The organism is Vibrio tubiashii ATCC 19109 (assembly GCF_000772105.1).
Lineage (GTDB): Bacteria > Pseudomonadota > Gammaproteobacteria > Enterobacterales > Vibrionaceae > Vibrio > Vibrio tubiashii.
The window spans coordinates 664,827-690,038 of the sequence record NZ_CP009354.1 but is presented as its reverse complement, the minus strand read 5'-3'; the positions used below and the strand labels follow the sequence as shown (position 1 = coordinate 690,038).

Annotated in this window: 21 protein-coding genes; 9 read left to right on the top strand and 12 right to left on the bottom strand. The window is 45.4% G+C overall.

Annotation, left to right across the window (positions count from 1 at the left end):
• Nucleotides 1–17 precede the first annotated feature (17 nt).
• Entirely contained in the window at nucleotides 18–956 is a 939-nt protein-coding gene (locus tag IX91_RS03230) for an ABC transporter substrate-binding protein (protein WP_004749803.1), read from the top strand.
• A 35-nt stretch (nucleotides 957–991) separates the two neighbouring features.
• On the opposite strand, the gene IX91_RS03225 is transcribed toward IX91_RS03230, so the two are convergent.
• The 6 genes from IX91_RS03225 to queA form a co-directional block, all read right to left on the bottom strand.
• On the bottom strand, nucleotides 992–1,513 hold the full coding sequence (locus tag IX91_RS03225) for a hypothetical protein (RefSeq protein WP_004747923.1): 522 nt from the start codon (nucleotides 1,511–1,513) through the stop codon (nucleotides 992–994).
• Between the two features lie 115 nt (nucleotides 1,514–1,628).
• Nucleotides 1,629–2,576, bottom strand: a complete 948-nt coding sequence (gene secF / locus IX91_RS03220; protein WP_004747921.1) for a protein translocase subunit SecF — start codon at nucleotides 2,574–2,576, stop codon at nucleotides 1,629–1,631.
• Nucleotides 2,577–2,585: 9 nt separating this feature from the next.
• Nucleotides 2,586–4,442, bottom strand: coding sequence for a protein translocase subunit SecD (secD, locus tag IX91_RS03215; RefSeq protein WP_004747919.1), 1,857 nt, complete (start codon nucleotides 4,440–4,442; stop codon nucleotides 2,586–2,588).
• 21 nt (nucleotides 4,443–4,463) lie between these two features.
• On the bottom strand, nucleotides 4,464–4,793 hold the full coding sequence (gene yajC / locus IX91_RS03210) for a preprotein translocase subunit YajC (RefSeq protein ID WP_004747918.1): 330 nt from the start codon (nucleotides 4,791–4,793) through the stop codon (nucleotides 4,464–4,466).
• Between the two features lie 174 nt (nucleotides 4,794–4,967).
• Nucleotides 4,968–6,104: a tRNA guanosine(34) transglycosylase Tgt gene (gene tgt / locus IX91_RS03205; RefSeq protein ID WP_004747915.1), complete on the bottom strand. Its 1,137-nt coding sequence runs from the start codon at nucleotides 6,102–6,104 to the stop codon at nucleotides 4,968–4,970.
• A gap of 260 nt (nucleotides 6,105–6,364) precedes the next feature.
• The gene (gene queA, locus IX91_RS03200) at nucleotides 6,365–7,417 is read right to left on the bottom strand and encodes a tRNA preQ1(34) S-adenosylmethionine ribosyltransferase-isomerase QueA (RefSeq protein WP_004747913.1); all 1,053 of its coding nucleotides are present in this window, start codon (nucleotides 7,415–7,417) and stop codon (nucleotides 6,365–6,367) included.
• Nucleotides 7,418–7,828: 411 nt separating this feature from the next.
• Here queA and IX91_RS03195 point away from each other — a divergent pair, with 411 nt between their 5' ends.
• Entirely contained in the window at nucleotides 7,829–8,269 is a 441-nt protein-coding gene (locus IX91_RS03195) for a CBS domain-containing protein (protein ID WP_004747910.1), read from the top strand.
• 124 nt (nucleotides 8,270–8,393) lie between these two features.
• Here IX91_RS03195 and aceA read toward each other — a convergent pair whose 3' ends face one another.
• The 3 genes from aceA to IX91_RS03180 all read right to left on the bottom strand — a co-directional run bounded on the left by aceA (nucleotide 8,394) and on the right by IX91_RS03180 (nucleotide 13,049).
• Complete coding sequence (aceA, locus tag IX91_RS03190) at nucleotides 8,394–9,707, bottom strand: isocitrate lyase (protein WP_004747909.1); 1,314 nt, start codon at nucleotides 9,705–9,707, stop codon at nucleotides 8,394–8,396.
• 128 nt (nucleotides 9,708–9,835) lie between these two features.
• Nucleotides 9,836–11,482: a malate synthase A gene (gene aceB, locus IX91_RS03185; RefSeq protein ID WP_004749806.1), complete on the bottom strand. Its 1,647-nt coding sequence runs from the start codon at nucleotides 11,480–11,482 to the stop codon at nucleotides 9,836–9,838.
• A gap of 661 nt (nucleotides 11,483–12,143) precedes the next feature.
• Nucleotides 12,144–13,049 carry a hydrogen peroxide-inducible genes activator gene (locus IX91_RS03180; protein ID WP_004747908.1) on the bottom strand — a complete coding sequence of 302 codons (906 nt, stop codon included), beginning with the start codon at nucleotides 13,047–13,049 and terminating at the stop codon, nucleotides 12,144–12,146.
• A gap of 199 nt (nucleotides 13,050–13,248) precedes the next feature.
• Between IX91_RS03180 and IX91_RS03175 the strand changes: the two genes are divergently transcribed.
• Both IX91_RS03175 and dapD read left to right on the top strand, forming a co-directional pair.
• Entirely contained in the window at nucleotides 13,249–13,857 is a 609-nt protein-coding gene (locus IX91_RS03175) for a peroxiredoxin (protein ID WP_004747907.1), read from the top strand.
• Between the two features lie 339 nt (nucleotides 13,858–14,196).
• The gene (gene dapD / locus IX91_RS03170; RefSeq protein ID WP_004747906.1) at nucleotides 14,197–15,228 is read left to right on the top strand and encodes a 2,3,4,5-tetrahydropyridine-2,6-dicarboxylate N-succinyltransferase; all 1,032 of its coding nucleotides are present in this window, start codon (nucleotides 14,197–14,199) and stop codon (nucleotides 15,226–15,228) included.
• 156 nt (nucleotides 15,229–15,384) lie between these two features.
• Here the strand turns inward: dapD and glpT are convergent, their stop codons facing one another.
• Nucleotides 15,385–16,749 (bottom strand): glycerol-3-phosphate transporter, encoded by a 1,365-nt coding sequence (gene glpT / locus IX91_RS03165; RefSeq protein ID WP_004747903.1) that lies wholly within the window; start codon nucleotides 16,747–16,749, stop codon nucleotides 15,385–15,387.
• Nucleotides 16,750–17,358: 609 nt separating this feature from the next.
• Here glpT and glpK point away from each other — a divergent pair.
• The 3 genes from glpK (at nucleotide 17,359) to glpD (ending at nucleotide 21,566) form a co-directional block, all read left to right on the top strand.
• A complete protein-coding gene (glpK, locus tag IX91_RS03160) occupies nucleotides 17,359–18,876 on the top strand; it encodes a glycerol kinase GlpK (RefSeq protein ID WP_004747901.1) in 1,518 nt (505 codons plus the stop codon).
• Between the two features lie 183 nt (nucleotides 18,877–19,059).
• Nucleotides 19,060–19,833, top strand: coding sequence for a DeoR/GlpR family transcriptional regulator (locus IX91_RS03155; protein ID WP_004747899.1), 774 nt, complete (start codon nucleotides 19,060–19,062; stop codon nucleotides 19,831–19,833).
• Nucleotides 19,834–20,012: 179 nt separating this feature from the next.
• Nucleotides 20,013–21,566, top strand: a complete 1,554-nt coding sequence (gene glpD, locus IX91_RS03150) for a glycerol-3-phosphate dehydrogenase (protein WP_004747898.1) — start codon at nucleotides 20,013–20,015, stop codon at nucleotides 21,564–21,566.
• 69 nt (nucleotides 21,567–21,635) lie between these two features.
• On the opposite strand, the gene IX91_RS03145 is transcribed toward glpD, so the two are convergent.
• Nucleotides 21,636–22,820, bottom strand: coding sequence for an NnrS family protein (locus IX91_RS03145; RefSeq protein ID WP_004747896.1), 1,185 nt, complete (start codon nucleotides 22,818–22,820; stop codon nucleotides 21,636–21,638).
• A gap of 242 nt (nucleotides 22,821–23,062) precedes the next feature.
• Between IX91_RS03145 and IX91_RS03140 the strand changes: the two genes are divergently transcribed.
• Nucleotides 23,063–23,623 carry a gamma-glutamylcyclotransferase family protein gene (locus tag IX91_RS03140; RefSeq protein ID WP_004747895.1) on the top strand — a complete coding sequence of 187 codons (561 nt, stop codon included), beginning with the start codon at nucleotides 23,063–23,065 and terminating at the stop codon, nucleotides 23,621–23,623.
• Nucleotides 23,624–23,652: 29 nt separating this feature from the next.
• Here the strand turns inward: IX91_RS03140 and IX91_RS03135 are convergent, their stop codons facing one another.
• A complete protein-coding gene (locus IX91_RS03135) occupies nucleotides 23,653–23,985 on the bottom strand; it encodes a tRNA-binding protein (RefSeq protein WP_004747893.1) in 333 nt (110 codons plus the stop codon).
• Between the two features lie 177 nt (nucleotides 23,986–24,162).
• Between IX91_RS03135 and IX91_RS03130 the strand changes: the two genes are divergently transcribed.
• Nucleotides 24,163–25,164, top strand: a complete 1,002-nt coding sequence (locus IX91_RS03130) for a substrate-binding domain-containing protein (RefSeq protein ID WP_004747891.1) — start codon at nucleotides 24,163–24,165, stop codon at nucleotides 25,162–25,164.
• Nucleotides 25,165–25,212: the final 48 nt, after the last annotated feature.

Below are 25,212 nucleotides of genomic sequence, written 5' to 3'. Positions count from 1 at the left end.
TAAGGGAGAATTTCTTGATGGTCAGAGGATTACGTCGATTAATGGTACTGTGCTTGATCAGTTTCAGTTCTCATAGCTTATCTCAAGATTGTATTGGCGTGGTTCCTGCTGGCTCAGTTCATGACTTTTGGATGTCAGTCAAAGCAGGCAGTGAAAAAGCAGCGCAAGAACTAGGGTTAGCCATTTATTTTCGCGGACCAAAGGACGAGTCCGACATTGATGCTCAGCGCATGATCATTGACCAAGTGGTAAAAAATAGATGCATCGGTTTATTGCTCGCCCCCAACTCTGCAGACAGAGCAGACGACGTTGCACGGCTCAAACAACTCAACATTCCAACCGTCTATATAGACAGAGATGCAGGGGTTTCAGATGTCATAAGTGTTATTGCGACGGATAACTATCACGCCGGTTTTCTAGCCGGGAAAAAAATGGCAAAAAAACTTGGCAATCAAGGCAAAGTCGCTCTGTTAAGAATGGAAAAAGGCGTGGTATCAACAGACGACCGTGAGCAAGGCTTTGAAGATGGCGCGACATCGTCTGGGTTAATGATTGTTGAAGACCGTTACTTAGGACTAAAGATTGGTGACGCGCGCAAAAATGCCAAAGAAATCCTTGCCGGCAAAATCCAACAACTTGATGGTATCTTCACACCGAATGAATCCACAACTGTCGCTGTATTAATCGCTTTAAGATCACTCAAAACACCGACAGATTTAGTTCACATTGGCTTCGACTCAAACAAAATTCTTGTAGAGGCCCTATCGGATGGTCGAATTTATGGACTCGTAATACAACAACCCTATGAGATGGGCTATCGAGGTGTTTACGCTTTGTATCAGACTTTTCTCGGTAATCCTTTTCCTAAAAACATTCCGACAGATAGTATCTTCGCCACTCAAGCGAATATGGACCAACCTAAGGTACGTAAAGCACTGTTAATGAAGTACCGATAAGAAAACGGTTGTTAAGACAACTCCAGCTTTGCAAATCAGTTTTCACTTGGTTGAATGCGACGCTGAGTAAGTGTCAACGAGACTAACTCACCGTCACTTTTTAGCTGGGTATGCCAAACTCGACTTTGCCAATCAAGTGTTCGTTCAGCGCTAGAGGGGTAGCGATTAAGAAACAGAATTAGAGCCTTGTCCGCTTCAGCAAGCGACGACTCTTTTACCGCTGAGGCAACATCAAACTCTACCCCTTCGATCTTTACTCTAAGCAGTTCAAAGCCATCTTGGCGCAGGTGCAGTTGTAATTGAGAAAGTAAGTGAGGTGAGTATTCAGCAAACAACTCGACAGTAAGGCTCTGCTCGGTAACTTGCGCTTCGGCAATAAAGCTCTCTCGATAGTAATACACCTCATCAGCACACCAACGTTGCTCCTCACAGTGCATCCACGATGATTGAATCATCGCTTTCAACTCATCGCCCGTATCCTCTGATATGACAAAGGTGTTCGCCCATAGTGTTGAGCTCAGCAGTGCAGAGATAAAAAAAGCAAAACAACGCTTCATTGATTTTCCTTATACCAATCGGGAGAAATAGGTGATCAGATAGTTATTCTGGTTTGTATTAAAACAATAAAGCCGCTGAGATTCAGCGGCTTTCGTATAGCGAGCTTGATTTGCCTTATGGCATCTCGTCGAACTCTGCACCTTCTTTTTCTACTTGAGGCGGCATTAGGTGTTCTTTGGTAATACCCAGTTTCAATGCTAGTGCCGAAGCCACGTAGATTGATGAGTAAGTACCTACCGTAATCCCCAGTAGAAGTGCTGTCGCGAAGCCGTGAATCATAGCACCACCCTGCGTAAACAGTGCGATAACTACGAACAAGGTTGTACCCGAAGTAATCAATGTACGGCTCAATGTTTGTGTAATTGAGTTGTTCATGATCTCAGCAGGCTCGCCTTTACGCATCTTGCGGAAGTTTTCACGGATGCGGTCGAATACAACAATGGTATCGTTGAGCGAGTAACCAACAACGGTTAATAGCGCCGCGACGATCGTCAGGTCAACTTCGATTTGTAGCAGTGAGAAGATGCCTAGCGTAATGATAACGTCATGAGTCAGAGCCATTACAGCACCCGCTGCCAAACGCCACTCAAATCGCACCGATACGTAGATCAAGATACAGATAAGGGAAACAAGGATCGCAAGACCACCCGCTTCTGTTAGCTCATCACCGACGTTCGGACCAACGAACTCGATACGACGCATCTCAACGCTTTCACCCGTACCATCTTTGATAGCATCTAGGATCTGGTTGCCCAGTGTTTCACCGGCAACATCTTCACGTGGACGCAGACGTACCATAACGTCACGAGCACTACCAAAGTTCTGTACTGTCGCATCACCGAAGCCTTTCGCTTCTAGAGCATTACGAATATCTTCAAGGTTAGCTGGTTGCTCAAAACCGACTTCGATCAAGGTACCGCCAGTAAAGTCTAGACCCCAGTTCAACCACTTGGTTGATAGAGTAAAGATTGACGCACCAATCATTAGGATTGAGAAAACAAATGCCAGCTTTGACCAACGCATAAAGTCGATCGTTCTTTCTGTTTTCAATAACTGAAACATAATACTTCCCTAGATCGACAATTTGTTGATTCGTTTACCGCCGTACAATAGGTTCACGATACAACGTGTACCAATGATGGCTGTAAACATTGAGGTCAAGATACCGATAGATAGCGTTACTGCGAAACCTTTAATCGCACCTGTACCGACTGCAAATAGGATAATCGCAGTGATAAGGGTTGTGATGTTCGCATCGGCAATGGTACTGAATGCGTTGGCATAACCTTGGTGAATCGCTTGTTGAGGGTTACGACCTTCACGTAGCTCTTCACGAATACGTTCAAAGATAAGTACGTTAGCATCGACCGCCATACCCACTGTCAGAACGATACCGGCAATACCGGGTAGCGTCATCGTCGCACCAGGGATCATCGACATAATACCGATGATAAGTACGATGTTAGCAATCAAGGCACAGTTAGCAAAAATACCAAACTTACGGTAGTAAACCAGACAGAAAAGCATCACCGCAACCAGACCAAAGATACACGCTTGAATACCCATATCGATGTTCTGCTGACCCATAGAAGGACCAATGGTACGTTCTTCAACGATAGAGATTGGCGCAATCAGAGCACCTGCGCGTAGTAGAAGCGCTAGGTTATGTGCTTCTGAAGCTGAATCAATACCTGTGATACGGAAGTTACGACCAAGAGCAGATTGAATCGTTGCTTGGTTGATCACTTCTTCATGCTTAGTCAGAATCACTCGACCATCAGGCGTTTTACGGCCGCTGTCTTTGTACTCTGCAAACACGGTAGCCATTAGCTTACCAATGTTCTTTTTCGAGAACGCAGACATCTTGTTACCACCTTCGCTGTCTAGCGAGATGTTAACTTGAGGACGACCATATTCATCAACACTTGAGCTTGCATCCGTAATGCTTGAACCACCTAGAATAACGCGCTTTTTAAGCACAACTGGGCGACCATCACGGTCTTGCTTGATCTCACTACCTGCTGGCGCACGGCCATTTGCTGCAGCTGCTAGATCCGCTTTCGAGTCCACTTCACGGAACTCAAGCGTCGCTGTCGCACCAAGAATTTCTTTAGCACGAGCCGTGTCTTGTACACCTGGAAGCTCAACAACAATACGGCTTGCGCCTTGGCGTTGAACAAGAGGCTCAGCAACACCAAGTTCGTTTACACGATTACGTAGGATGGTGATGTTCTGCTCAACAGCGTAGTTACGAATTTCAGTTAAGCGTTGCTCAGTAAAGGTTGCGGTTAACGCGTAGCGGCCATCAGAGTCTGATTCAGTGAAGATCATATCTGGATGGTTTTGCTTTAGAATGCGCTCAGCATCCGCTAACTGTTCTTCGTTACGAAGCAGTACTTCAACGGCATCTTTACCTGAAGGACGAATAGCACGGTAACGAATTTTCTCTTCACGAAGTTCGCTGCGGAAAGCTTCTTCTTGCTGACCAACTAGCTTTTCCATTGCAGCGTCCATATCCACTTCCATCAAGAAGTGAACACCACCACGCAGGTCAAGACCAAGCTTCATTGGCGCCGCACCAATAGACTCTAGCCAGTCTGGTGTTGCAGGAGCAAGGTTAAGAGCAACAATTTTATCGCTGCCAAGCGCTTCGTTGATAATATCGCGAGCACTGATTTGCGTGTCAGTGTCGTTAAAACGTACGAGAATAGATCCATTTTCGAGAGCAATGGATTTATGAGATAAGCCCTGTTCATCAAGAGCTTTAGTGACAGAATCCAGCGTTGACATATCTACAGAGGCGCCACGCGCCCCTGTAACTTGAATAGCCGGATCTTCACCGTAGATATTTGGAAGTGCATACAATGCAGCAATGGCGATGGCAAACACCACCATTAGGTACTTCCACATAGGATAGCGGTTTAGCACAGCGAGGATCCTCTAGCTGTTTTATAGAGACTTAAGCGTACCTTTTGGTAGCACTGCAGTAACGAAATCTTTCTTGATCACAACTTCGTTATTTGTGTTCAGCTCGATAGAGATGTAGTCGTTGTCTTCTGCGATTTTAGTAATTTTACCTACTAGACCACCGCTTGTTAGAACTTCATCACCTTTGCCCATCGAAGACATTAGGCTCTTGTGCTCTTTTACACGCTTAGCTTGTGGACGGTAGATCATGAAGTAGAAGATCACCGCGAACATACCTAGCATGATTAGCATTTCAAAACCGCCGCCTGCTGGAGCGCCTTCTGCTGCTGCGTGAGCTTGAGAAATAAACATTAAAAAGTCCTCTATTATTTTTTATTAATATCCAAGTTGGGCTTTCGCATTTTAGTTTCAAGTCTGAGAGTGACTAATAGAGATCGCTCTCTCAAAAATAACCTGCGTTCGCCTACTTTATTAGCAAAAGCCTCTGGCACAATGCCAAAGGCTTTAATTTTTTTAATCGGTCAATTACTGCTCTTTTGCTAGCGGTGGTACTTCACGACCACGACGCTCATAGAACTCAGTAACAAACTCATCGAAACGATCTTCATCAATCGCTTTACGAATACTTTCCATTAGACGCTGGTAGTAGCGCAGGTTGTGAATCGTGTTTAGGCGAGCACCTAAAATTTCGTTACAACGCTCTAAGTGGTGAAGGTACGACTTGCTGTAGTTCTGACAAGTGTAACAGTCACAGTGTGGATCTAATGGAGTTGTATCTGTTTTATGTTTCGCATTACGGATCTTGATCACACCGCCAGTCACAAATAGGTGACCGTTACGTGCGTTACGCGTTGGCATTACACAGTCAAACATGTCGATACCGCGACGTACACCTTCTACTAAATCTTCTGGTTTGCCAACACCCATTAGGTAACGAGGTTTGTCTTCCGGAAGTTGTGGACAAGTGTGCTCAAGAATGCGGTGCATGTCTTCTTTAGGCTCGCCGACTGCAAGACCGCCAACCGCATAACCGTCAAAACCGATATCCGTTAGACCTTTAACCGATACATCACGCAAGTCTTCATAAACACCGCCCTGAACGATACCAAATAGGTTGTTCGGGTTTTCTAGCTTATCGAAGTGGTCGCGTGAACGTTGTGCCCAACGCAGTGACATCTCCATCGATTTTTTCGCTTCGTCGTGTGTCGCTGGGTATGGCGTACACTCGTCAAAAATCATCACGATGTCTGAACCTAGGTCTTTTTGGATTTCCATCGATTTTTCAGCGTCCATGAAAATCTTGTCACCATTTACAGGGTTACGGAAATGTACACCTTGCTCAGTGATGGTACGCATTTTACCTAGACTGAATACCTGGAAACCGCCTGAATCGGTAAGAATAGGACCGTGCCAGTTCATAAAATCGTGCAGGTCGCCGTGCATTTTCATCACTTCCTGACCTGGGCGTAGCCAAAGGTGGAAAGTGTTACCAAGAAGAATTTCAGCACCCGTACCTTTTACTTCTTCTGGTGTCATGCCTTTCACAGTACCGTACGTACCTACTGGCATAAATGCAGGGGTTTGAACGGTGCCACGTTCGAAGGTCAGTTGACCACGACGTGCAACACCGTCTTTTTTCTTAAGATCGAATTTTAACTTCACGAAGCCTCCGGTTGTCAGAGAAACAGTCTGACATTAAGTTCAGAGCTTTTAGCTCTATGAGGAGCGGTCGCCTTCCATGCGAGATGTAGAGTATCCGATTACTCTACTTCCTAGCCTACTGCTAGCACTCGTAAATTGTTTGCGTTCAGCTCAATGCTGAACATAAGAGATTCCCTACTCGCTCGTTCCTCACTCTATAGAATGACAAAACCGTCATTCCTGAATCGAGGCACGAGATATCAGGAATCTCTCAAAGTAATCTATACCGTTTTCTTTTTAATGAACATTGAATCGCCATACGAGAAGAAACGGTAGTTGTTCTCTACGGCATGTTTATAGGCGTTCATCGTATTTTCATAACCAGCAAATGCACTCACCAACATAATCAGTGTCGACTCTGGTAAGTGGAAGTTAGTGATTAAACAATCGACTAGCTGGTACTCATAACCTGGATAGATAAAGATTTCAGTGTCACCAAAGAAAGGAACAAGCTCAGTGCCTTTCTTGATGGCATCTTGCGCGGCACTTTCTAAAGAGCGAACCGATGTGGTGCCTACCGCGATGATGCGACCGCCACGCGCTTTTGTTGCTTTAATCGCCTCTACCACTTGTTGCGGTACTTCAACATATTCCGCATGCATGTGGTGGTCATTGATGTTATCCACTTTTACCGGCTGGAACGTGCCCGCGCCAACGTGAAGTGTCACGTAAGCGAGCTCAGCACCTTTCGCTTTGATTTTTTCGATTAAAGGCTCATCAAAGTGCAAACCTGCCGTTGGCGCCGCAACAGCGCCCGGTTTTTCGTTGTAAACCGTTTGGTAACGCTCTTTATCTGAATCTTCGTCAGGGCGGTCAATATAAGGAGGAAGAGGCATATGACCAATCTCTTCCAATACCGCCAAAACGTTTTGCTCAGAATTAAATTTCAGTTCAAACAGTGCATCATGGCGTGCCACCATTTGTGCCGAATACTCGTCGTTCTCACCAATAAAAATGGTTGAACCCGGCTTAGGAGATTTAGAACAGCGCACGTGGGCCAGAATGCTCTTTTCATCAAGAACGCGCTCAACTAGAACCTCAAGTTTACCGCCTGATTCTTTACGACCAAACAGTCGTGCTGGAATCACGCGCGTGTTGTTGAAAACCACTAGGTCACCCGCTTGTACTTGATCCAGTACATCGGTGAAGGTGCCATCATTAAGCTCACCGCTATTTCCATCCAGTTGAAGCAGACGGCTAGCAGTACGTTCAGGCTGAGGATAACGAGCAATCAGCTCATCAGGTAAGTCAAAGTGGAAATCAGATACTTGCATGTTACTAAATCTTTTGTCGTGGTTTATCTTGTCGTGATGGAAGTCGAACTGATTCTGTCACAAACAGACGACGAGTTTTTCGCAGCCGACTAGTATATTCTGCGCACGCGCAATAGCAAGGAAAGAGATGTGAATTATTGTAATCAGATTCGAATTTCGTGCGAATGAAAACGCTTTGTAGGCAATGCTTCTGAGTCGTTGCTGGAAGCTGTTCATATTTCGCTACAGCTTTTTCTAAAAATCGGAATAAAAACCCAACTAGCTCTCAATATCTAGTCGCAAAAGTTACTATATTAAAGGTATACCTAAGTAGCTTTCGTCGATATCGACAGTGGGTAGATGACAAAGATTAAAGGTACTGCCAAAGAAAAGGTTACTTAGTTATAAACAACAATAACTCAGGAGGCAGCCATGATTAAAATCGAAGACATGATGACGCGTAATCCGCATACCTTGCTACGCTCACATAACCTTGCCGATGCAAAACACACCATGGAAGCACTAGATATTCGCCATGTTCCTATCGTCGACGCGAACAAGTGTTTGCTTGGCGTGGTTTCTCAACGTGACGTATTGGCCGCTCAAGAATCGAGCTTACAAAAAATTCCAGAAAATCAATCCTTCACTCTCGATACACCGCTATATGAAGTTATGAAAACGGGTGTCATGACCGTTTCTCCACAAGCAGGATTAAAAGAGAGTGCGATCTACATGCAGAAACATAAGGTAGGCTGCTTACCGGTAGTGGAAAAAGGCCACCTAGTCGGAATTATCACTGACAGCGATTTTGTTGCTATCGCTATCAACTTACTTGAACTTCAAGAAGAAGTTGAACCAGAAGAAGTAGAATAAAAAAAGAGCGGTCTGCACCGCTCAAAGCATGTCAAAGTTTATGCTTAACAGAATACCAATTCCCAAATCTAGCGAGTTAAAGCCTGCATTTTTTAACTCGCTAGTTAGGAACAGTGGCTAGGGATTAAAATTGGTCTTCTTCGGTAGAACCTGTCAGAGCCGTTACTGAAGAGTTACCACCTTGGATGGTGTTGGTCATCTTATCAAAGTAACCTGTACCTACTTCTTGTTGGTGCGCTACGAAGGTGTAACCTTTTTCAGCCGCTTGGAACTCAGGGCGCTGTACTTTCTCAACGTAGTGGCGCATACCTTCACCTTGCGCGTAGTCGTGCGCTAGTTCAAACATGTTGAACCACATGTTGTGGATACCTGCCAGTGTAATGAACTGGTACTTGTAGCCCATATCCGATAGTTCTTGCTGGAATTTCGCGATAGTTTCAGCATCTAGGTTCTTCTCCCAGTTGAATGAAGGAGAACAGTTGTAAGCCAATAGCTGACCAGGGTGTTCAGCATGAATCGCTTCAGCAAACTTACGAGCTTCTTCCAGACATGGTGTTGCTGTTTCACACCAGATAAGGTCTGCGTATGGTGCGTAAGCTAGGCCACGAGCGATTGCTTGGTCGATACCTGCACGAACTCGGTAGAAACCTTCTTGAGTACGCTCACCTTGAATGAAATCTGCATCGTATGGATCGCAGTCTGAAGTAATTAGGTCTGCAGCGTTCGCATCTGTACGCGCAATCACAAGTGTTGTTGTGCCTGATACGTCTGCCGCTAGACGCGCTGCTACTAGCTTTTGTACCGCTTCTTGAGTTGGTACAAGAACTTTACCACCCATATGGCCACATTTTTTCACTGACGCTAGCTGATCTTCAAAGTGTACGCCTGCTGCGCCCGCATCAATCATCGACTTCATCAGCTCGTAAGCGTTAAGTACACCACCAAAGCCTGCTTCTGCATCCGCTACGATTGGTAGGAAGTAGTCAATACCCCCTTCATCCGCTGGCGATTTACCGTTAGACCATTGGATTTGGTCAGCGCGACGGAATGAATTGTTAATACGCTTAACCACAGAAGGTACAGAATCCACTGGGTATAGCGATTGGTCAGGGTACATGGTTGATGCAGTGTTATTATCTGCCGCTACCTGCCAACCTGATAAGTAGATTGCCTCGATACCCGCTTTTGCTTGCTGCACCGCTTGACCACCGGTTAGAGCACCTAAACAGTTTACGTAGCCTTTTTTCGCGTCACCGTTGACCAGTGACCATAGCTTGTCTGCACCACGTTGAGCGATAGTGTTAGCAGGCACCATTGAACCACGTAGTTCTACGACTTCTTCAGCTGTGTAAGGGCGTTTAACATTTTTCCAGCGTGGATTAGTAGCCCAGTCTTTTTCCAGAGCTTCGATTTGTTGGCGGCGAGTTAAGTTAGTCATCGGTCTATCCCTCTTTTGATGAGCGCTTCTTATGTGGGTAAATGGGCGCTATGTTTCTTTTATCCTTGGCAGTACATCCATCTCTGCCTTAGAACATTCACGTTATTGTTGAGTTGTTATTGGTTTACTTAGTCCAAGAAGTCATATCCTGGGACGGTTAAGAAATTGGTCAGTTCATCACTGGTGGTGAGCTTAGCCATTAGCTCGGCGGCTTGTTCAAATCGACCCGAGTCATAACGCTCTTGGCCAATCTCACTTTTCACCACTTCGATTTCTTCTATTAGGTACTGCTCGAATAGCGGTTTGGTCACTGTTTGCCCGTTATCAAGTGATTTGCCGTGCTGAATCCATTGCCAGATAGAAGCGCGAGAGATTTCTGCTGTCGCGGCATCTTCCATCAAGCCATAGATAGGCACACAGCCGTTACCAGATATCCAAGCTTCGATGTATTGCAGCGCAACACGAATGTTGTGACGCATGCCTTGCTCAGTAATCGCTCCGTCACACGGTGCTAGCAGATCTTCTGCCGTAACCGGAGCATCTTGACTACGAGAGACATTGAGCTGGTTGGTACGCTCTCCTAGCGCTTGGTCAAACACCACCAGCGCTGTGTCGGCAAGGCCCGGGTGCGCAACCCAAGTGCCATCATGGCCATTGCTCGCTTCCAGTGACTTATCGTTATAAACCTTATCGAGCACTTGCTGATTGGTTTGTGGGTCTTTCGCTGGGATAAAGGCGGCCATCCCTCCCATAGCGAAAGCACCACGCTTGTGACACGTTCGAACAAGTAAACGCGAGTATGCATTTAGGAACGGCTTGTCCATGGTCACCACCTGACGATCCGGCAGCACGCGATCGGGGTGTCTTTTTAGGGTTTTAATGTAGCTAAAGATGTAGTCCCAGCGACCACAGTTTAGACCTACGATATGCTCTTTAAGAGAGAACAAAATTTCATCCATCTCAAATACCGCAGGGAGCGTTTCTATCAGTACCGTTGCTTTGATAGTACCAGTGTCTAAACCAAAGTAGTCTTCAGTAAAGTGGAATACGTCGCTCCACCATTTCGCTTCGTGATGAGACTGCAATTTAGGAAGATAAAAGTAAGGGCCACTGCCTTTTTTCAACAAGCTGGTGTAGTTGTTGTAAAAGTAAAGCGCAAAGTCAAACAGCGCCCCTGGGATAATCTGACCGTTAAATGTCACGTGTTTTTCTTTTAGATGTAGACCACGTACACGGCAGATTAAAACGGCTGGATCTTGTTCCAGCTTATAGTGCTTACCATTAACCGGGTTGGTGTAACTGATGTCGCCATTTACCGCATCGCGCAGGTTAATTTGACCATCAAGCACCTTATCCCAAGCGGGAGCCAAAGAGTCTTCAAAATCTGCCATGAACACTTTTACGTTGGCATTCAGTGCATTAATCACCATTTTGCGGTCAGTAGGACCTGTGATTTCAACACGGCGATCTTGCAGATCTTTTGGAATCCCTTGGATCTTCCAGCTTCCTTCTCTGATATCTAGCGTATCTTCAAGGAAATCCGGCAGTTCGCCAGCGTCAATGCGCGCTTGCTTCTCTTCACGAGTAGCCAGCAGCTCATCCACTCGGCCAGCAAACTTGTCACACAGCAGAGACAAAAAGGTTTGGGCTTCAACAGGGAAAATCGCCTGATGCTCTGGTGAAAGGGTACCAGTGACATCAAGCATGCCTTCGGTTAGTAGGGTTTCTTGGGCTTCTACTGTTGTTTTTTCTCTATCTGGTGTGTTGGCAAGCATAATTTCTTCCTTAACTATCCAGAGTGTTGAAACTGGGTGCTGTTCACTCACCTTTAATTAGTTTCTGTCACTCAGGTATTGCTTGGTCTATTTCAAGTTACATTTGTAACTATCAAACAACAATCAAACATCCACATTGACCATCACTTGATTGATTTTTTGTTTCGTTGGTTGTTAGATTGACTGAGCCTAATTCGCTTTTCAATCTAGACATAAGTCTTACAAGACCTGCATTTAAACTATACCAACATCCGTTAGAGTAAAAGTCCTAAAGTAAACAAATCGTTAAATTCAAAGTTTTATTCGGTCAGCTCCAAGCTATTGATTTCGATCACCAAAATGTAAGTAGTTACGTAATTTAATTACAGTAAAATTACACCTGTAAAACCGTTTCAAACAGATGTTTGATTATTAATAATAGAAAGGAAACCTAGCGATAACTGGGCTTTTAGAGGATATGCAACGAAGAGATCAAACAGAGTAAATTTGACTAGTTGTAAAATTCACAGTGTGAAATTTCACAATTTAATGAAAGCTTCATCAAGATTTCTTTGTAAAATTTTACAAGTTAAAGTTCACCAACAGAATAAAATGCTAAAAAGCGCACTGAAACTAGTGCGCTTTTTACGGGATATTGAGAGTTAATGGCTACTACTTATCGCTAAAGTAGCTCTGACACGACATCTGCTAATTGATTAAAAGTATTCACACGCGACGAACTTGGTCGCCAAACGAGTCCGATATGGCGATGAGCCTGTTGCCCTGGCGCGTCGACTACGACCAAATTCTGGTTTTCAATCAATCCATGATCAATCGCCATTTGCGGAATAAACGTCGTGCCCATGCCGTTTGCCACCATTTGAACTAGCGTGTGCAAGCTAGTAGCAGAAAACGGATTGATCTTTTCTTTATCGGTTAACTGACAAGCCGATACCGCATGCTCGGTTAAACAGTGCTCTTTCTCTAATAGAAAGACGAACTCATTTGGCAAGTCAGCATATTTAATCGGTGTTTGAATTGCATCGGCTTGGTTTTGACTGATGATCATCCGGAAAGGGTCGTTACCGACAATTCGGCTGTCCATTCCGTCAATCTCGACCGGTAAGGCCAAAATCAGCACATCAAGCTCACCGTGACGAAGCGCATCTAATAAATTAGTGGTGGTGTCTTCTCTTAATAGAAGGTTGAGTTGCGGGAAGCGCTGGTTCACTTCCTGAACTAAATCGCACAATAAGAAAGGAGCAATCGTTGGAATACAGCCAACTCGAAGTTGACCTTCCATTTCATCCCCTTGGCACAGACGCCCGAGTTCAACTAAGTCTTGCCCTTTAGCCAGTAGCTCTCGCCCTTGCTGGACAACGAGTTCTCCTGCCTGAGTAAAAACCAGTGGGCTCTTCTTATCTTTCTTTTCATAGAGAGGACAGCCAATCAGCTCTTCGAGATTTTGAATGCCTTTACTTAAGGTTGACTGGCTAACAAAACACTTTTCAGCAGCATCGCTAAAATGACGTGTTTCATACAAAGTGATTAGATAGTGTAACTGCTTGAGGCTAGGCCACTTATTCATAGATTTGTTTATTACTTCTGACTAGATATTGACCAAGTTAATAAAAACTAATTTATCGCTTTTTTCGATTAACTTAATCTATTTAATTCGCTTTTTTACATACTACAATGTGTACTATAGTTTGTCGCGTACAAACACGGACCAAACCAAAAACACTTATCTTGGTTTGGAACTAACCATATATTTTAGGAGCAAAAAAATGGTACTAGTAGGTCGTCAAGCCCCAGATTTTACTGCTGCAGCTGTTCTAGGTAACGGTGAAATCGTTGATAACTTCAACTTTGCAGAGTTCACTAAAGGTAAGAAAGCAGTTGTTTTCTTCTACCCACTAGATTTCACTTTCGTTTGCCCATCTGAGCTAATCGCTTTCGACAACCGTCTAGCTGATTTCCAAGCTAAAGGTGTTGAAGTAATCGGTGTTTCTATCGATTCTCAGTTCTCTCACAACGCATGGCGTAACACTGCTATCGAAGATGGCGGTATCGGTCAAGTTAAGTACCCACTAGTTGCTGACGTTAAGCACGAAATCTGTAAAGCATATGACGTTGAGCACCCAGAAGCAGGCGTTGCTTTCCGTGGTTCTTTCCTAATCGACGAAGAAGGTCTAGTACGTCACCAAGTAGTTAACGACCTACCACTAGGCCGTAACATCGACGAAATGCTACGCATGGTTGACGCTCTAAACTTCCACCAGAAGAACGGTGAAGTATGTCCTGCACAGTGGGAAGAAGGTAAAGCAGGTATGGACGCATCTCCAAAAGGTGTTGCAGCGTTCCTATCTGAGCACGCAGAAGACCTAAGCAAGTAATTACTTGCTTCACATACCCAAGCTCACGGGTATGAACGGTTGGTAGTATAAAGCTATATAAACAGTAATAAGCGCAAAAAGCGCAGCGCCAATCAGTTATAAGTAAAGTCTTACTAAAGAGCCCGAAGCATTGCTTCGGGCTCTTTTTATTGCGGGTAGCAAAATCGCCAATATATACAAAAAGACAACATATCGCTAAAGAGACAAAAAATATCGGCTTACAGACTTTCTCCATTTCAGGTCTTTAAACTCTTAAATCGTCTCTTTATGATGAATCTAACTTAATTTGAGACAGAGCAACAACGCCCTGTCGAAACGATATCTACATGGAGATGAAACATGGCTTACTTTTCTCTAGCCTTTGGTACGGCAACCAAAAACCGTGATGGAAAAATCATCGAAGCATTTTTCCCAAACCCAGTTCTTAACCCAGCTGATGCTCTAGTTGAAGCGGTAGCAAAAGTGGCAGGTTATGAGCAAGGTAACCAAGCTATCGAAATCTCTGCGGCTCAAAGTGCTGAGCTTGCTGGCGCATTTGAAGCAAATGGCGACGCAGCAAACGCATCATTCGCGGCAAAAGCAGCGGAATCTTCTCAGCCACTAGTACTGGTTGTTCTAGCATCGGACGAGAAACCAGCGTCAGTAGCAGAAGGCTTCCTTAAGCTACAACTGATCTCTAACCGCCTAGTTCAACCTCACGGTACCGTGCTTGATGGTATCTTCGGCCTACTGCACAACATTGCTTGGACTAACGAAGGTCCTATCGATCTACCAGAACTGGCTGAGCGTCAAATTGAAGCTCGTCTAGCAGGTCGCGCACTATCTGTAGATTGTGTCGATAAGTTTCCTAAGATGGTTGATTACGTGGTTCCTGCAGGCGTTCGTATCGCTGACACATCTCGCGTACGTCTTGGTGCGCACGTGGGCGAAGGTACTACGGTTATGCACGAAGGCTTCATTAACTTCAATGCGGGCACAACAGGTGTAAGCATGGTTGAAGGCCGTATTTCTGCTGGTGTGGTTGTTGGCGACGGTTCAGATATCGGTGGCGGTGCATCTATCATGGGTACGCTATCTGGTGGCGGTACCGTTGTCGTATCTATCGGTGAAAACTCACTGCTTGGTGCTAACGCAGGTCTTGGTTTCCCACTAGGCGATCGTTGTACTGTTGAATCTGGTCTTTACGTAACTGCGGGCTCTAAAGTACGTATGCTTGATTCAGATGGCAATGAAGTAGAAGTGGTTAAAGCTCGTGATCTTGCTGGCGTATCTGACCTGCTCTTCCGTCGCAACTCAGTAACCGGCCAAATTGAATGTCTTGCTAACAAGACGGCTGTAGAACTGAACTCTGAGCTTCACAGCAACAACTAATAGCACAGTAGACCAAATTAGCGCTTGTTAATAAGAAAATCCCCCAGCAGATACCTGCTGGGGGATTTTTTCGCTTATGCATAAAAATTAACAATAAGCATTATATGTCACTGACGTTGTTTTTATAGTTTTTACTCAAGAAGCAACAAGCTGCTATCAGGCTAGCGCTTCTTTCTCGCGTGCTTTTTGTTCGTGGTGCGCTCGTTCACCTAAGAAGGCATAGGTCAAACAAACGATAGATGTAATACAAGAGCCAACCAAGATGATGAATCCGCCATCCCAGCCAAAGTGGTCAACCGTATAGCCGAGAATCGCATTCGCCGCCACAGCGCCACCTAAGTAACCAAACAAGCCAGTCAGTCCTGCAGCTGTTCCCGCTGCCTTCTTCGGTGCCAGTTCTAATGCATAGAGACCGATTAGCATTACTGGGCCGTAAATTAAGAAGCCGATCGCCACGAGAGCCATCATATCAACCGTAGGGTTACCGGCTGGGTTAAACCAGTAAACCAGAACTGCGACGGTAACGAGAACCATAAACAAGATACCTGCAGGTGCTCGGCGACCTTTGAACAACTTATCGGAAATCCAGCCACAAAGCAGAGTGCCAGGGATCCCTGCCCACTCATATAAGAAGTAAGCCCATGAGGATTTGTCGACTGAAAAATCTTTCGCTTCTTTGAGGTACACAGGTGCCCAGTCCAATACTCCGTAACGAATCAGGTAGACAAACGCATTGGCAATCGCAATCGACCACAACAGCTTGTTAGAGAAAACATATTTAAAGAAGATCTCTTTTGCGGTCATCTCTTTCTCATGTGACTTGTCGTAGTCATCTGGGTAATCTTCTTTGTACTCTTCAATCGGAGGCAAGCCACAAGACTGAGGCGTATCTCGAACAGTAAACCAGATAAAAATCGCAACGAGAGTGGCAAAGAAAGCGGGAACATAGAAAGCAGTTCGCCAATCATCGTTGAATGCCCATAATCCAAGAATAAACAGAGGGCCAATTAAGCCGCCGCCAACGTTGTGTGCCACGTTCCAAACCGAAACGATCTCACCCCGCTCTTTACGCGACCACCAGTGAACCATAGTTCGACCGCAGGCAGGCCAGCCCATTCCTTGGAACCAGCCGTTCAAGAACAACAGAATGAACATGGCCGCGATGCTTTCGGTAGCCCAAGGCATAAAGCCAAAACAGAACATCACCAAGGCTGACATCAACAGACCGCCACTTAGGAAATAACGTGGGTTAGAGCGGTCCGACACACTGCCCATCAAAAATTTGGACAGACCATAAGCAATAGAGACCGCAGCAAGCGCAACGCCAAGATCACCACGACTAAAGCCTTGTTCAATTAGGTATGGCATAGCCAGACTGAAGTTTTTACGTACTAGATAGTAGCCCGCATAACCGACAAAGATGCCGATAAAGAGCTGCCAACGTAAACGGGAATAAGCGCCATCAATCTTATCTGTGGGTAATCGATCGATGTGCGCCTTAGGTTTAAATATTCCAAACATAGGGGCCTCATTATAATTTGAGCGATAGTAGGGTCTTCAAAAACTCGAACGAGCAAAATAAAGTTTCGTTCGAAAGCCTGCGCATTCTATTAGAAATTCAATTTATTTCTGTGACAAATGTTGCATAAGAATTAAATCTGAGTAAATACAGTGTATTAAGGCAAAATAGTTAGCGCGCGCTTCCACTTTTCACATATTTAGTTACTGTTCGAATGACCATATTGAACAAAACACCAACTCCCCTACCGTACAAAATCTCAAATAAAGCTATTCACAACGGTGATACTCTCGATAACAGAGTGACTGAAAGGCACGCTCATTAAGGGGCTAACATCGATTTTTTAGGGCTTTCGACAACTACCCATAGATAGCAAACAGACAGAGATGATTAACAAACAAAGCGCGTTTACTTAACATTTACATGCTTAAACGCTCATTTTTTATGCTCGTTTGTTTTCGATTGCCGTGATATGTGCAAAATTAATGTGCATAAACAGGGAAACTACACCAATCTTTACTGCTCAAACCGCTCTGTCTCGACTCGCACGGCAAAGATAAGCAGACCAAGATTAGCTAAAATAGTAATAACGAAACAAAAGGACTCTTACCATGACTGAGCAAAAGTACATTGTTGCCCTAGACCAAGGCACAACAAGCTCACGCGCGGTGATTTTGGATCACGATGCAAACATCGTTAGTATCTCGCAACGTGAATTCACACAAATCTATCCTCAGTCAGGATGGGTGGAACATGACCCTCTCGAAATCTGGGCAACCCAAAGTTCAACCTTGATTGAAACTCTGGCTAAGTCTGGCATAAGCAGTGATCAGCTCGCAGCTATTGGCATCACTAACCAACGTGAAACCACCATCGTTTGGAATAAAGAGACGGGTAAACCTGTTTACAATGCGATCGTATGGCAGTGCCGCCGAACTGCAGAAATTTGTGAGCAGCTCAAAGAACGAGGATTGGAAGAGTACGTCAGAGAGAATACGGGGTTAGTTCTCGATCCTTACTTCTCGGGAACCAAAGTAAAATGGATACTCGACAACGTAGAAGGAGCAAGAGAAGATGCCGAAGCGGGCAAGCTCTTGTTCGGCACCGTTGATACTTGGTTAGTTTGGAAAATGACTCAAGGCCGTGTTCATGTCACTGACTACACCAACGCATCACGTACCATGTTGTTCAACATCAACGACTTGTGCTGGGATCAAAAACTACTTGATGAACTAGGAATTCCGGCTTCAATGATGCCAGAGGTTAAACGCTCTTCTGAAATTTACGGACAAACCAACATTGGTGGTAAAGGCGGTACAAGGATCCCTATTGCCGGTATCGCTGGAGACCAGCAAGCCGCACTCTACGGCCAAATGTGTGTCGAAGCTGGTCAAGCTAAAAACACCTATGGAACAGGTTGTTTCCTACTGATGAACACCGGACAAGAGAAGGTCAACTCTACCCATGGTTTGCTCACTACGTTGGCTTGTGGACCTTCAGGGGAACCTGCTTATGCATTAGAAGGCGCGGTATTCATGGGTGGCGCATCTATCCAATGGTTACGTGATGAGATGAAACTGCTTGCTGACGCAAAAGATTCTGAATACTTCGCCACCAAAGTCGACTCATCCAATGGGGTGTATGTCGTCCCTGCTTTTACCGGCCTTGGTGCTCCGTATTGGGATGCTTGGGCGCGTGGCACTATTGTTGGCCTAACTCGTGGTGTCAGCTCTAACCACATCATAAGAGCGACGCTAGAAGGTATCGCCTATCAAACCAGAGATGTTCTTGATGCGATGCAGGCGGACTCGGGCATTAAACTGGCCAACTTACGTGTTGATGGAGGTGCAGTCGCTAATAATTTCCTTATGCAGTTCCAATCAGATGTTTTAGATACTGAGGTTCACCGTCCTAAAGTAACCGAAGTCACCGCATTGGGAGCGGCTTACCTTGCTGGCCTTGCTGTTGGATATTGGAATAGCATTGATGAGCTGCAAAACAAAGCCGAACTCGATCGCACCTTTGAGCCTCATCATGACGAAGAGAAACGCAATCGCCGCTACAAAGGATGGAAGCGCGCCGTGAAGTGTGCTCAGGTATGGGCTGAAATGCATAATGAAGAAGACTAGTAAATAAATCCGACATTCGATTAACGAAAGTGGGGCGCCTTAAGGCGCCCTTTTTTGCGCCTTGCCCCCTATTCCGTACACGCTTCTCTTCTCAGAACGAAAGAATTCGCGCACAATAGCGCGAGTTATTATTTTCGAATATTAGTGTATTAATTCTAATAGTTCGAACACAGGGAGCGGCGAGTGAAGCAAATACCAAGACATCAGCAAATCATTGCTCTTGTACAAAAGCAGGGCTATGTGAGTACTGATGAGTTAGTTGAAAAGTTTAATGTCAGTCCACAAACCATCAGACGAGATCTGAATGAGTTAGCGGACGAAAACAAAATTCGCCGCTATCACGGCGGTGCTACGATCCCATTAAGTTCAGAAAACACCTCTTATACCGATCGTAAGAGCATGAACTTCAATGAAAAGGATGTGATCGCTGACGAAGTGGTCAAACACATTCCAGATGGCGCGACGCTATTTATCGACATCGGTACCACCCCAGAGGCCATCGCTCGTGCACTGAGTAAAAATCACAAGCAATTACGTGTTGTCACCAATAACATCAATGTCGCGACTATCTTGCTTCCGAATCCAGAATTTAAAGTGATTCTCGCAGGCGGAGAGGTGCGCAATCGAGACGGCGGTATTGTCGGCGAAGCAACACTCGATTTCGTCAAACAGTTCAGACTAGACTTCGGTATTCTGGGGATTAGTGGCATTGATTTTGATGGTTCTCTACTCGACTTTGACTACCATGAAGTCAGAGTGAAACAAGCGATTATTGAGAACAGCCGTAGTGTGTTCTTAGCCGTTGACCACTCCAAGTTCGGTCGTAATGCAATGGTCAAACTAGGCAACATCTCTCAACTCCACATGTTGTTTACCGATAAGCAGCCACCAAAAGAAATTCTTTCAATCCTTAGAGAACACTCCATTCCTTTAGAAGTGGTAAACAAAGAAGAATAATCAACATTTCTTCATTTGAATTTAACCTTATTGAAACCTTTATCGCGAGATAAAGGTTTTTTTGTGCACAAATCACACAAACGAGCGTAAACGAAAATAAATAGTGATCAAAAACGAAAGCTGAGCTAGGATTCAATTATGTTCAAAAATGCTCGTTCGCTCAACACAAGGTCATATTCATGAGTAACAACCAGAATTCGGCTAATTCGCAAAAAGTTTTAGATTTGATCGTTATTGGTGGTGGTATCAATGGCGCAGGTATTGCTGCAGATGCGGCAGGTCGTGGACTATCAGTCGGTCTATACGAAGCACAAGATTTCGCGTCAGCCACTTCGTCGGCCAGTTCTAAACTGATCCACGGTGGCTTACGCTATCTAGAGCATTATGAGTTTCGTTTGGTTTCGGAAGCGCTCGCTGAACGTGAAGTATTACTCCAGAAAGCGCCCCATGTTGCTCAACCGATGCGTTTTCGCTTACCTCATCGACCATTTCTCCGCCCAGCTTGGATGATCCGTTGTGGACTATTCCTTTACGACAACCTAGGTAAACGCACCACACTACCTGCAAGTAAAGGGATTGATTTAGCCAAGTCCGGCATACTTAAGCCTGAAATGAAAAAAGGCTTTGAGTATTCAGACTGCTGGGTAGACGACGCGCGCTTAGTGCTGCTCAATGTCCTTGCTGCTCAGGAGAACAATGCAGAGATCCGTAACTACAGCCGTGTAGAAAGCGCTCGACGTGAAGGTGAACTGTGGAGCGTGACTATTCGTGATGAACTGACAGGCCAAGCAATAGAACGCAAGGCGAAAGCCTTAGTCAACGCGGCAGGGCCGTGGGTCAAACAGTTCTTTGATGATGGTTTAGAGCAAGCTTCTCCTCGCAATATTCGCTTGATCAAAGGATCGCATATTGTCGTTCCTCGTATTCATGATGAGCCTCAAGCTTACATTCTTCAAAACCAAGATCACCGAATCGTGTTCATGATTCCTTATTTAGATAAGTTCTCGATCCTTGGTACCACCGATGTGGAATACAAAGGTGACCCACGTGAAGTTGCCATCTCTGATGATGAAGTCGATTACCTCATCGACATCGTCAACCAACACTTCGTCCAGCAGCTTAAACGTGAGGACGTGGTTTGGACATACAGCGGCGTGCGCCCTTTATGTGATGACGAATCAGACTCACCACAAGCAATCACGCGCGATTACACACTTGAACTGGAAGCGGAATATGACCAAGCACCACTGCTTTCCGTATTTGGTGGCAAGCTCACGACCTACCGTAAGCTGGGTGAAGCTGCGTTAGAAAAGCTCAAGCCTTACCTACCTAATATGGGTACACCTTGGACAGCAAACCATGCGCTTCCTGGCGGTAACTTCAGTTGCTCACGTGAGCAGCTAGCCGCAACGATTCACAACGCTTACCCTTGGTTACCCGAAGCATTATTGCTGCGCTACGTAACGCAATTTGGCACCTATACATGGAAGCTACTGGAAGGAATGGAAGATATTGATGCGCTGGGAACTAAGTTCTCGGACGCAGCTCAAGGTGTTTTTCAACGTGAAATCGACTATCTCATTGAACATGAAATGTCAGTCACTGAAGAGGATATATTGTGGCGTCGTACCAAACTTGGCTTGTACCTAGACAGCCAAGAGCAACAGGCGCTAAGTGACTATCTAAAGAGTAAGCAACCTGCCACAGTGGTCCCGTTTTCTGAGGTAGGTTAGCCCCCACTTTCCTATCGCAATGCAAAAGGCTTGGCACTCGCCAAGCCTTTTCTTTTGATTTAATTCACTTTAACCAGGGTGCCCATCGACTCTTGGCGTGATCAGCATCTTGCCAAACATTCCCACATACATAGCGAATGCGAGTATCCACAATGCGGCGCTGATGTTGACCGATTCAATCAGATATTGAGGGAAAAACGCAACGCCCAAGCTACGAACCAAAGCAGCCAATATAATCGCTGCGAAAGCAACACTCATATTTGGACCTTGGTAAATCGCGCGCCCGGTGTGCCCCATCGTTACACGTGCGATCATCGCTAAGATCACACCACCAATGGCGCCAATAGCAAACATGTGCAGCATATTGTGGCTGGCAAATGGGTTGTCGAGTAAACCACGCAGCAACAAACTCACTGGAATACATAAGTAGGTTGCGTGCAGCGACCAGACGAGAGGCTCACTGAGAGTTCGCCACGGCTGCCACCTCATCACTCTAATGAAATGCGCTACTCCTGAAATCACCATTAATGGCTGACCTAATTGTGCAAACGTCATCGGGAAGAAGCTGAGAATAAACAGCCCTACCAATGGCAAATTCGCCACCCAATCTAACCAGACAGTAGGTTGAGGCTTTTCGAAATTAAACCGACGAGCCGTAAAGAATGGGATCACTCTGCTCCCCATAATAGAAAGCAACAAGGTGAACCACCACAGCATAGCTTGCCACACCGCCGATGAAGGAAACGGTGGCATCCCCTTCACTGTTGCGTAACTGGCAAAGTTAGCCACGATTGCCAGAACAAACAAGGGAACGAAAAACAGGTTACGCCACCCTTTTGCTTTGACCACGCGCGTCCCGACTTCAAATGCGGTCATAGCCAAAAACAGAGCTTCAATAGAAGAGATGAGCCACAACGGCGTTGGCGTCCATAACAGTACGCGAGGCGCTAACCACAACCCAACCAAGATGGCTAAACGGTGATGTTTAGTGCCGTTAATGCCCGTCCAGTTTTGCACTGCAGTTAACACAAAGCCGACAACAATCGCCATCGCAAAGCCAAAGATCATTTCATGTACGTGCCACCACAGCGCAGGCACTTGCAATGTTGTTGGCTGGCCGGATTGAAACATCCATACCCAAACCGCTATCGCAATAACGGCATAAATAGAACCAAGAAGAAAGAAAGGCCGAAACCCAAGACGCAAAACGGGTGGAATGGCTTCTTCGACCTTTTTGTCGGTAATATTGAGCACTGAAATACTCCTAAACAAATTTAAATCTCTAACTTGTTTCACTATCGCAAGAAGTGTTCCAGTTTGTTAAACCTTTATAGACTCTTGCTTTCAGCGCTCTAATTACTCCATTTAAAGTCATAATGACACAATAAATACATGTCATTATGACCTTAATGAAACAATTTGTATCACTTACTTTTATCTCGAAAAGTCGCTAGTTTAGAACTCAGCTGATCATGCCAATCAATAAGGAGAGCAGAATGGCAAACTATATCTTTGGCTACGGCAGTCTGATGAACTCTGCCTCACGACAACTGACTGGCCAAACTTCCGCAGCGATTCCCGCTACCGCACATGGCTTCAAGCGTTACTGGGGCAAAGTCGATGATAGCTATATTCTATCGCCACTGGTGGTAGACAAAGGACAGGGACAGGTCAATGGGGTTTTGCTGGAAGTCAGCGATGAAGGACTGCAAGAATTCGACATTCGAGAACGAGGGTATCAGCGAGTTTTAATCTCAGCGGATAAACTTGATGCTGAACTAGCATTATCGACAAACGATCATGTGTGGGTTTACATCAAAGACAACCCTGAACCACCCTGTTCATTGAGCCCTATCATGCAGACTTACGTCGATACTGTACTCGCGGGGTGTCTAGAAATTTCCGAGCAGTTTGCCAAGCAGTTTGTAGAACATACCATTGGCTGGAACTTTCCATTGGAGAATGATCGCCATCAGCCCAAATATGGCAATTTGGCAGGAGTAAAACCAGAGCACCACAACACAATTGATGCTCTGGTGGCTGAAGCAAGAACCTAATAAAAAAACCCTCAGCCGAAAAGAGAACTCTATACAATACGAACCCCAGCAGGCATAGAACGCTCTGGGGTTAACAGAACACTTTGTGATTCATCGTCCGTCTCAGCGCAAAGCAACATACATTCCGAGGTTTCTCCACGCATTTTGGCTTTCGCCAAGTTACACAGCACCACGACTTCTTTTCCCATCAACTCCTGCTCGGTGTAATAAGGCACTAAGCTAGTGACGGTTTGCAGCGTCTTTTCCCCAACATCAATTTGAACGATGTAGAGTTTGTCTGCATTTTCGTGGCGAGCGACTTCGATGATTTTTCCTGTACGCATTTCTAATTTTGCGAAGTCGGTGTATGCGATCGTTTCCATGATAAACCTCGAACTTAAAGTTGGTAAAATTTTACTAAAAGACAACGTTTACACTATCAGCAATCGCTTATATTGCAAGTGGTAAAGATCGCATTTCAAGAAACTGAATGCTATACAATTTGCCTTATTTACATTCAAAGGGTTAAATAACCCTAGGAGTATTTTTCGAGGTCACACATGGCAACTATTAAAGATGTCGCCAAAGAAGCGGGCGTATCAATCGCGACTGTTTCTCGGGTCATTAACAAATCACCAAAAGCGAGCAAAGCATCGATTGCTTCAGTGACACAGGCGATGGCCAAACTCGGCTATCGACCAAATGCCGCCGCAAAAGCCTTGGTAAGCCAAAGCAGTAATACGGTTGGGGTATTAGTTGGCGATGTATCTGATCCTTTTTTTGGCACTTTAGTTAAAGCAGTCGACAATGTTGCCCATGAACACGGTAAACATATCTTGATCGGCAACGGCTACCACAGTCCAGAGGAAGAGCGAAAGGCGATTGAGCTATTGATCAACAACCGTTGCGATGCCTTGGTTATTCACTCGAAAGGTTTGTCAGATGAAGAATTGATCGGCTATGCCAAAGAAGTCAAAGGCCTGGTTTTTATCAATCGCCACATTCCTGAAATGGCCGAGCGCTGCATTGCTTTAGACAACCGCCGGGGTGCCTACCTCGCCACGGAATACCTTATCCGCCATGGTCATACTAAGATAGCTTGCGTCGCTTCAGCGCATCGTATTGAAGACTCGGATCAACGTGTTGATGGTTACTTGCAAGCACTACGAGACAACAATATCGAACTTCCGCAAAGCTATATTGAATATGGTGAGCCGAACAACGATGGCGGTGAAGTTGCCATGACAAATCTGCTGACTAAATCTTTAGACATCACTGGCGTTGTAGCCTACAACGACTACATGGCCGCGGGTGCGCTGTCGGTGCTAGACGAAAATGGCATCAAGGTGCCGGATCAAATTTCAATGCTTGGTTTTGATGATGGCTTGATCGCTCGCTATGTCAGCCCTCGTCTCACAACTATCCGCTATCCAATCGCCATGATGGCAGAACGAGCGGCGCGTTTAGCGCTTAATCTAGCCAAAGAGCAAAGCTCAAACGAAGAGGCGCTGATGTTCACGCCGACCTTAGTACGCCGCAATTCAGTTGAGAAAGTGACCTAAACGTAATAAAACAAAGGCGTTACCTGAGTAACGCCTTTGTTGTTTTAG

What these genes read in the sequence shown, in the direction of transcription:
- glpT (WP_004747903.1), bottom strand. Translation starts at nt 16,749, where the DNA reads ATGTTTGGAATATTTAAACCTAAGGCGCACATCGATCGATTACCCACA.
- glpD (WP_004747898.1), top strand. Translation starts at nt 20,013, where the DNA reads ATGAGTAACAACCAGAATTCGGCTAATTCGCAAAAAGTTTTAGATTTG.
- IX91_RS03225 (WP_004747923.1), bottom strand. Translation starts at nt 1,513, where the DNA reads ATGAAGCGTTGTTTTGCTTTTTTTATCTCTGCACTGCTGAGCTCAACA.
- IX91_RS03175 (WP_004747907.1), top strand. Translation starts at nt 13,249, where the DNA reads ATGGTACTAGTAGGTCGTCAAGCCCCAGATTTTACTGCTGCAGCTGTT.
- glpK (WP_004747901.1), top strand. Translation starts at nt 17,359, where the DNA reads ATGACTGAGCAAAAGTACATTGTTGCCCTAGACCAAGGCACAACAAGC.
- IX91_RS03195 (WP_004747910.1), top strand. Translation starts at nt 7,829, where the DNA reads ATGATTAAAATCGAAGACATGATGACGCGTAATCCGCATACCTTGCTA.
- aceA (WP_004747909.1), bottom strand. Translation starts at nt 9,707, where the DNA reads ATGACTAACTTAACTCGCCGCCAACAAATCGAAGCTCTGGAAAAAGAC.
- IX91_RS03135 (WP_004747893.1), bottom strand. Translation starts at nt 23,985, where the DNA reads ATGGAAACGATCGCATACACCGACTTCGCAAAATTAGAAATGCGTACA.
- IX91_RS03230 (WP_004749803.1), top strand. Translation starts at nt 18, where the DNA reads ATGGTCAGAGGATTACGTCGATTAATGGTACTGTGCTTGATCAGTTTC.
- dapD (WP_004747906.1), top strand. Translation starts at nt 14,197, where the DNA reads ATGGCTTACTTTTCTCTAGCCTTTGGTACGGCAACCAAAAACCGTGAT.
- queA (WP_004747913.1), bottom strand. Translation starts at nt 7,417, where the DNA reads ATGCAAGTATCTGATTTCCACTTTGACTTACCTGATGAGCTGATTGCT.
- yajC (WP_004747918.1), bottom strand. Translation starts at nt 4,793, where the DNA reads ATGTTTATTTCTCAAGCTCACGCAGCAGCAGAAGGCGCTCCAGCAGGC.
- IX91_RS03130 (WP_004747891.1), top strand. Translation starts at nt 24,163, where the DNA reads ATGGCAACTATTAAAGATGTCGCCAAAGAAGCGGGCGTATCAATCGCG.
- IX91_RS03140 (WP_004747895.1), top strand. Translation starts at nt 23,063, where the DNA reads ATGGCAAACTATATCTTTGGCTACGGCAGTCTGATGAACTCTGCCTCA.
- IX91_RS03180 (WP_004747908.1), bottom strand. Translation starts at nt 13,049, where the DNA reads ATGAATAAGTGGCCTAGCCTCAAGCAGTTACACTATCTAATCACTTTG.
- secF (WP_004747921.1), bottom strand. Translation starts at nt 2,576, where the DNA reads ATGTTTCAGTTATTGAAAACAGAAAGAACGATCGACTTTATGCGTTGG.
- aceB (WP_004749806.1), bottom strand. Translation starts at nt 11,482, where the DNA reads ATGCTTGCCAACACACCAGATAGAGAAAAAACAACAGTAGAAGCCCAA.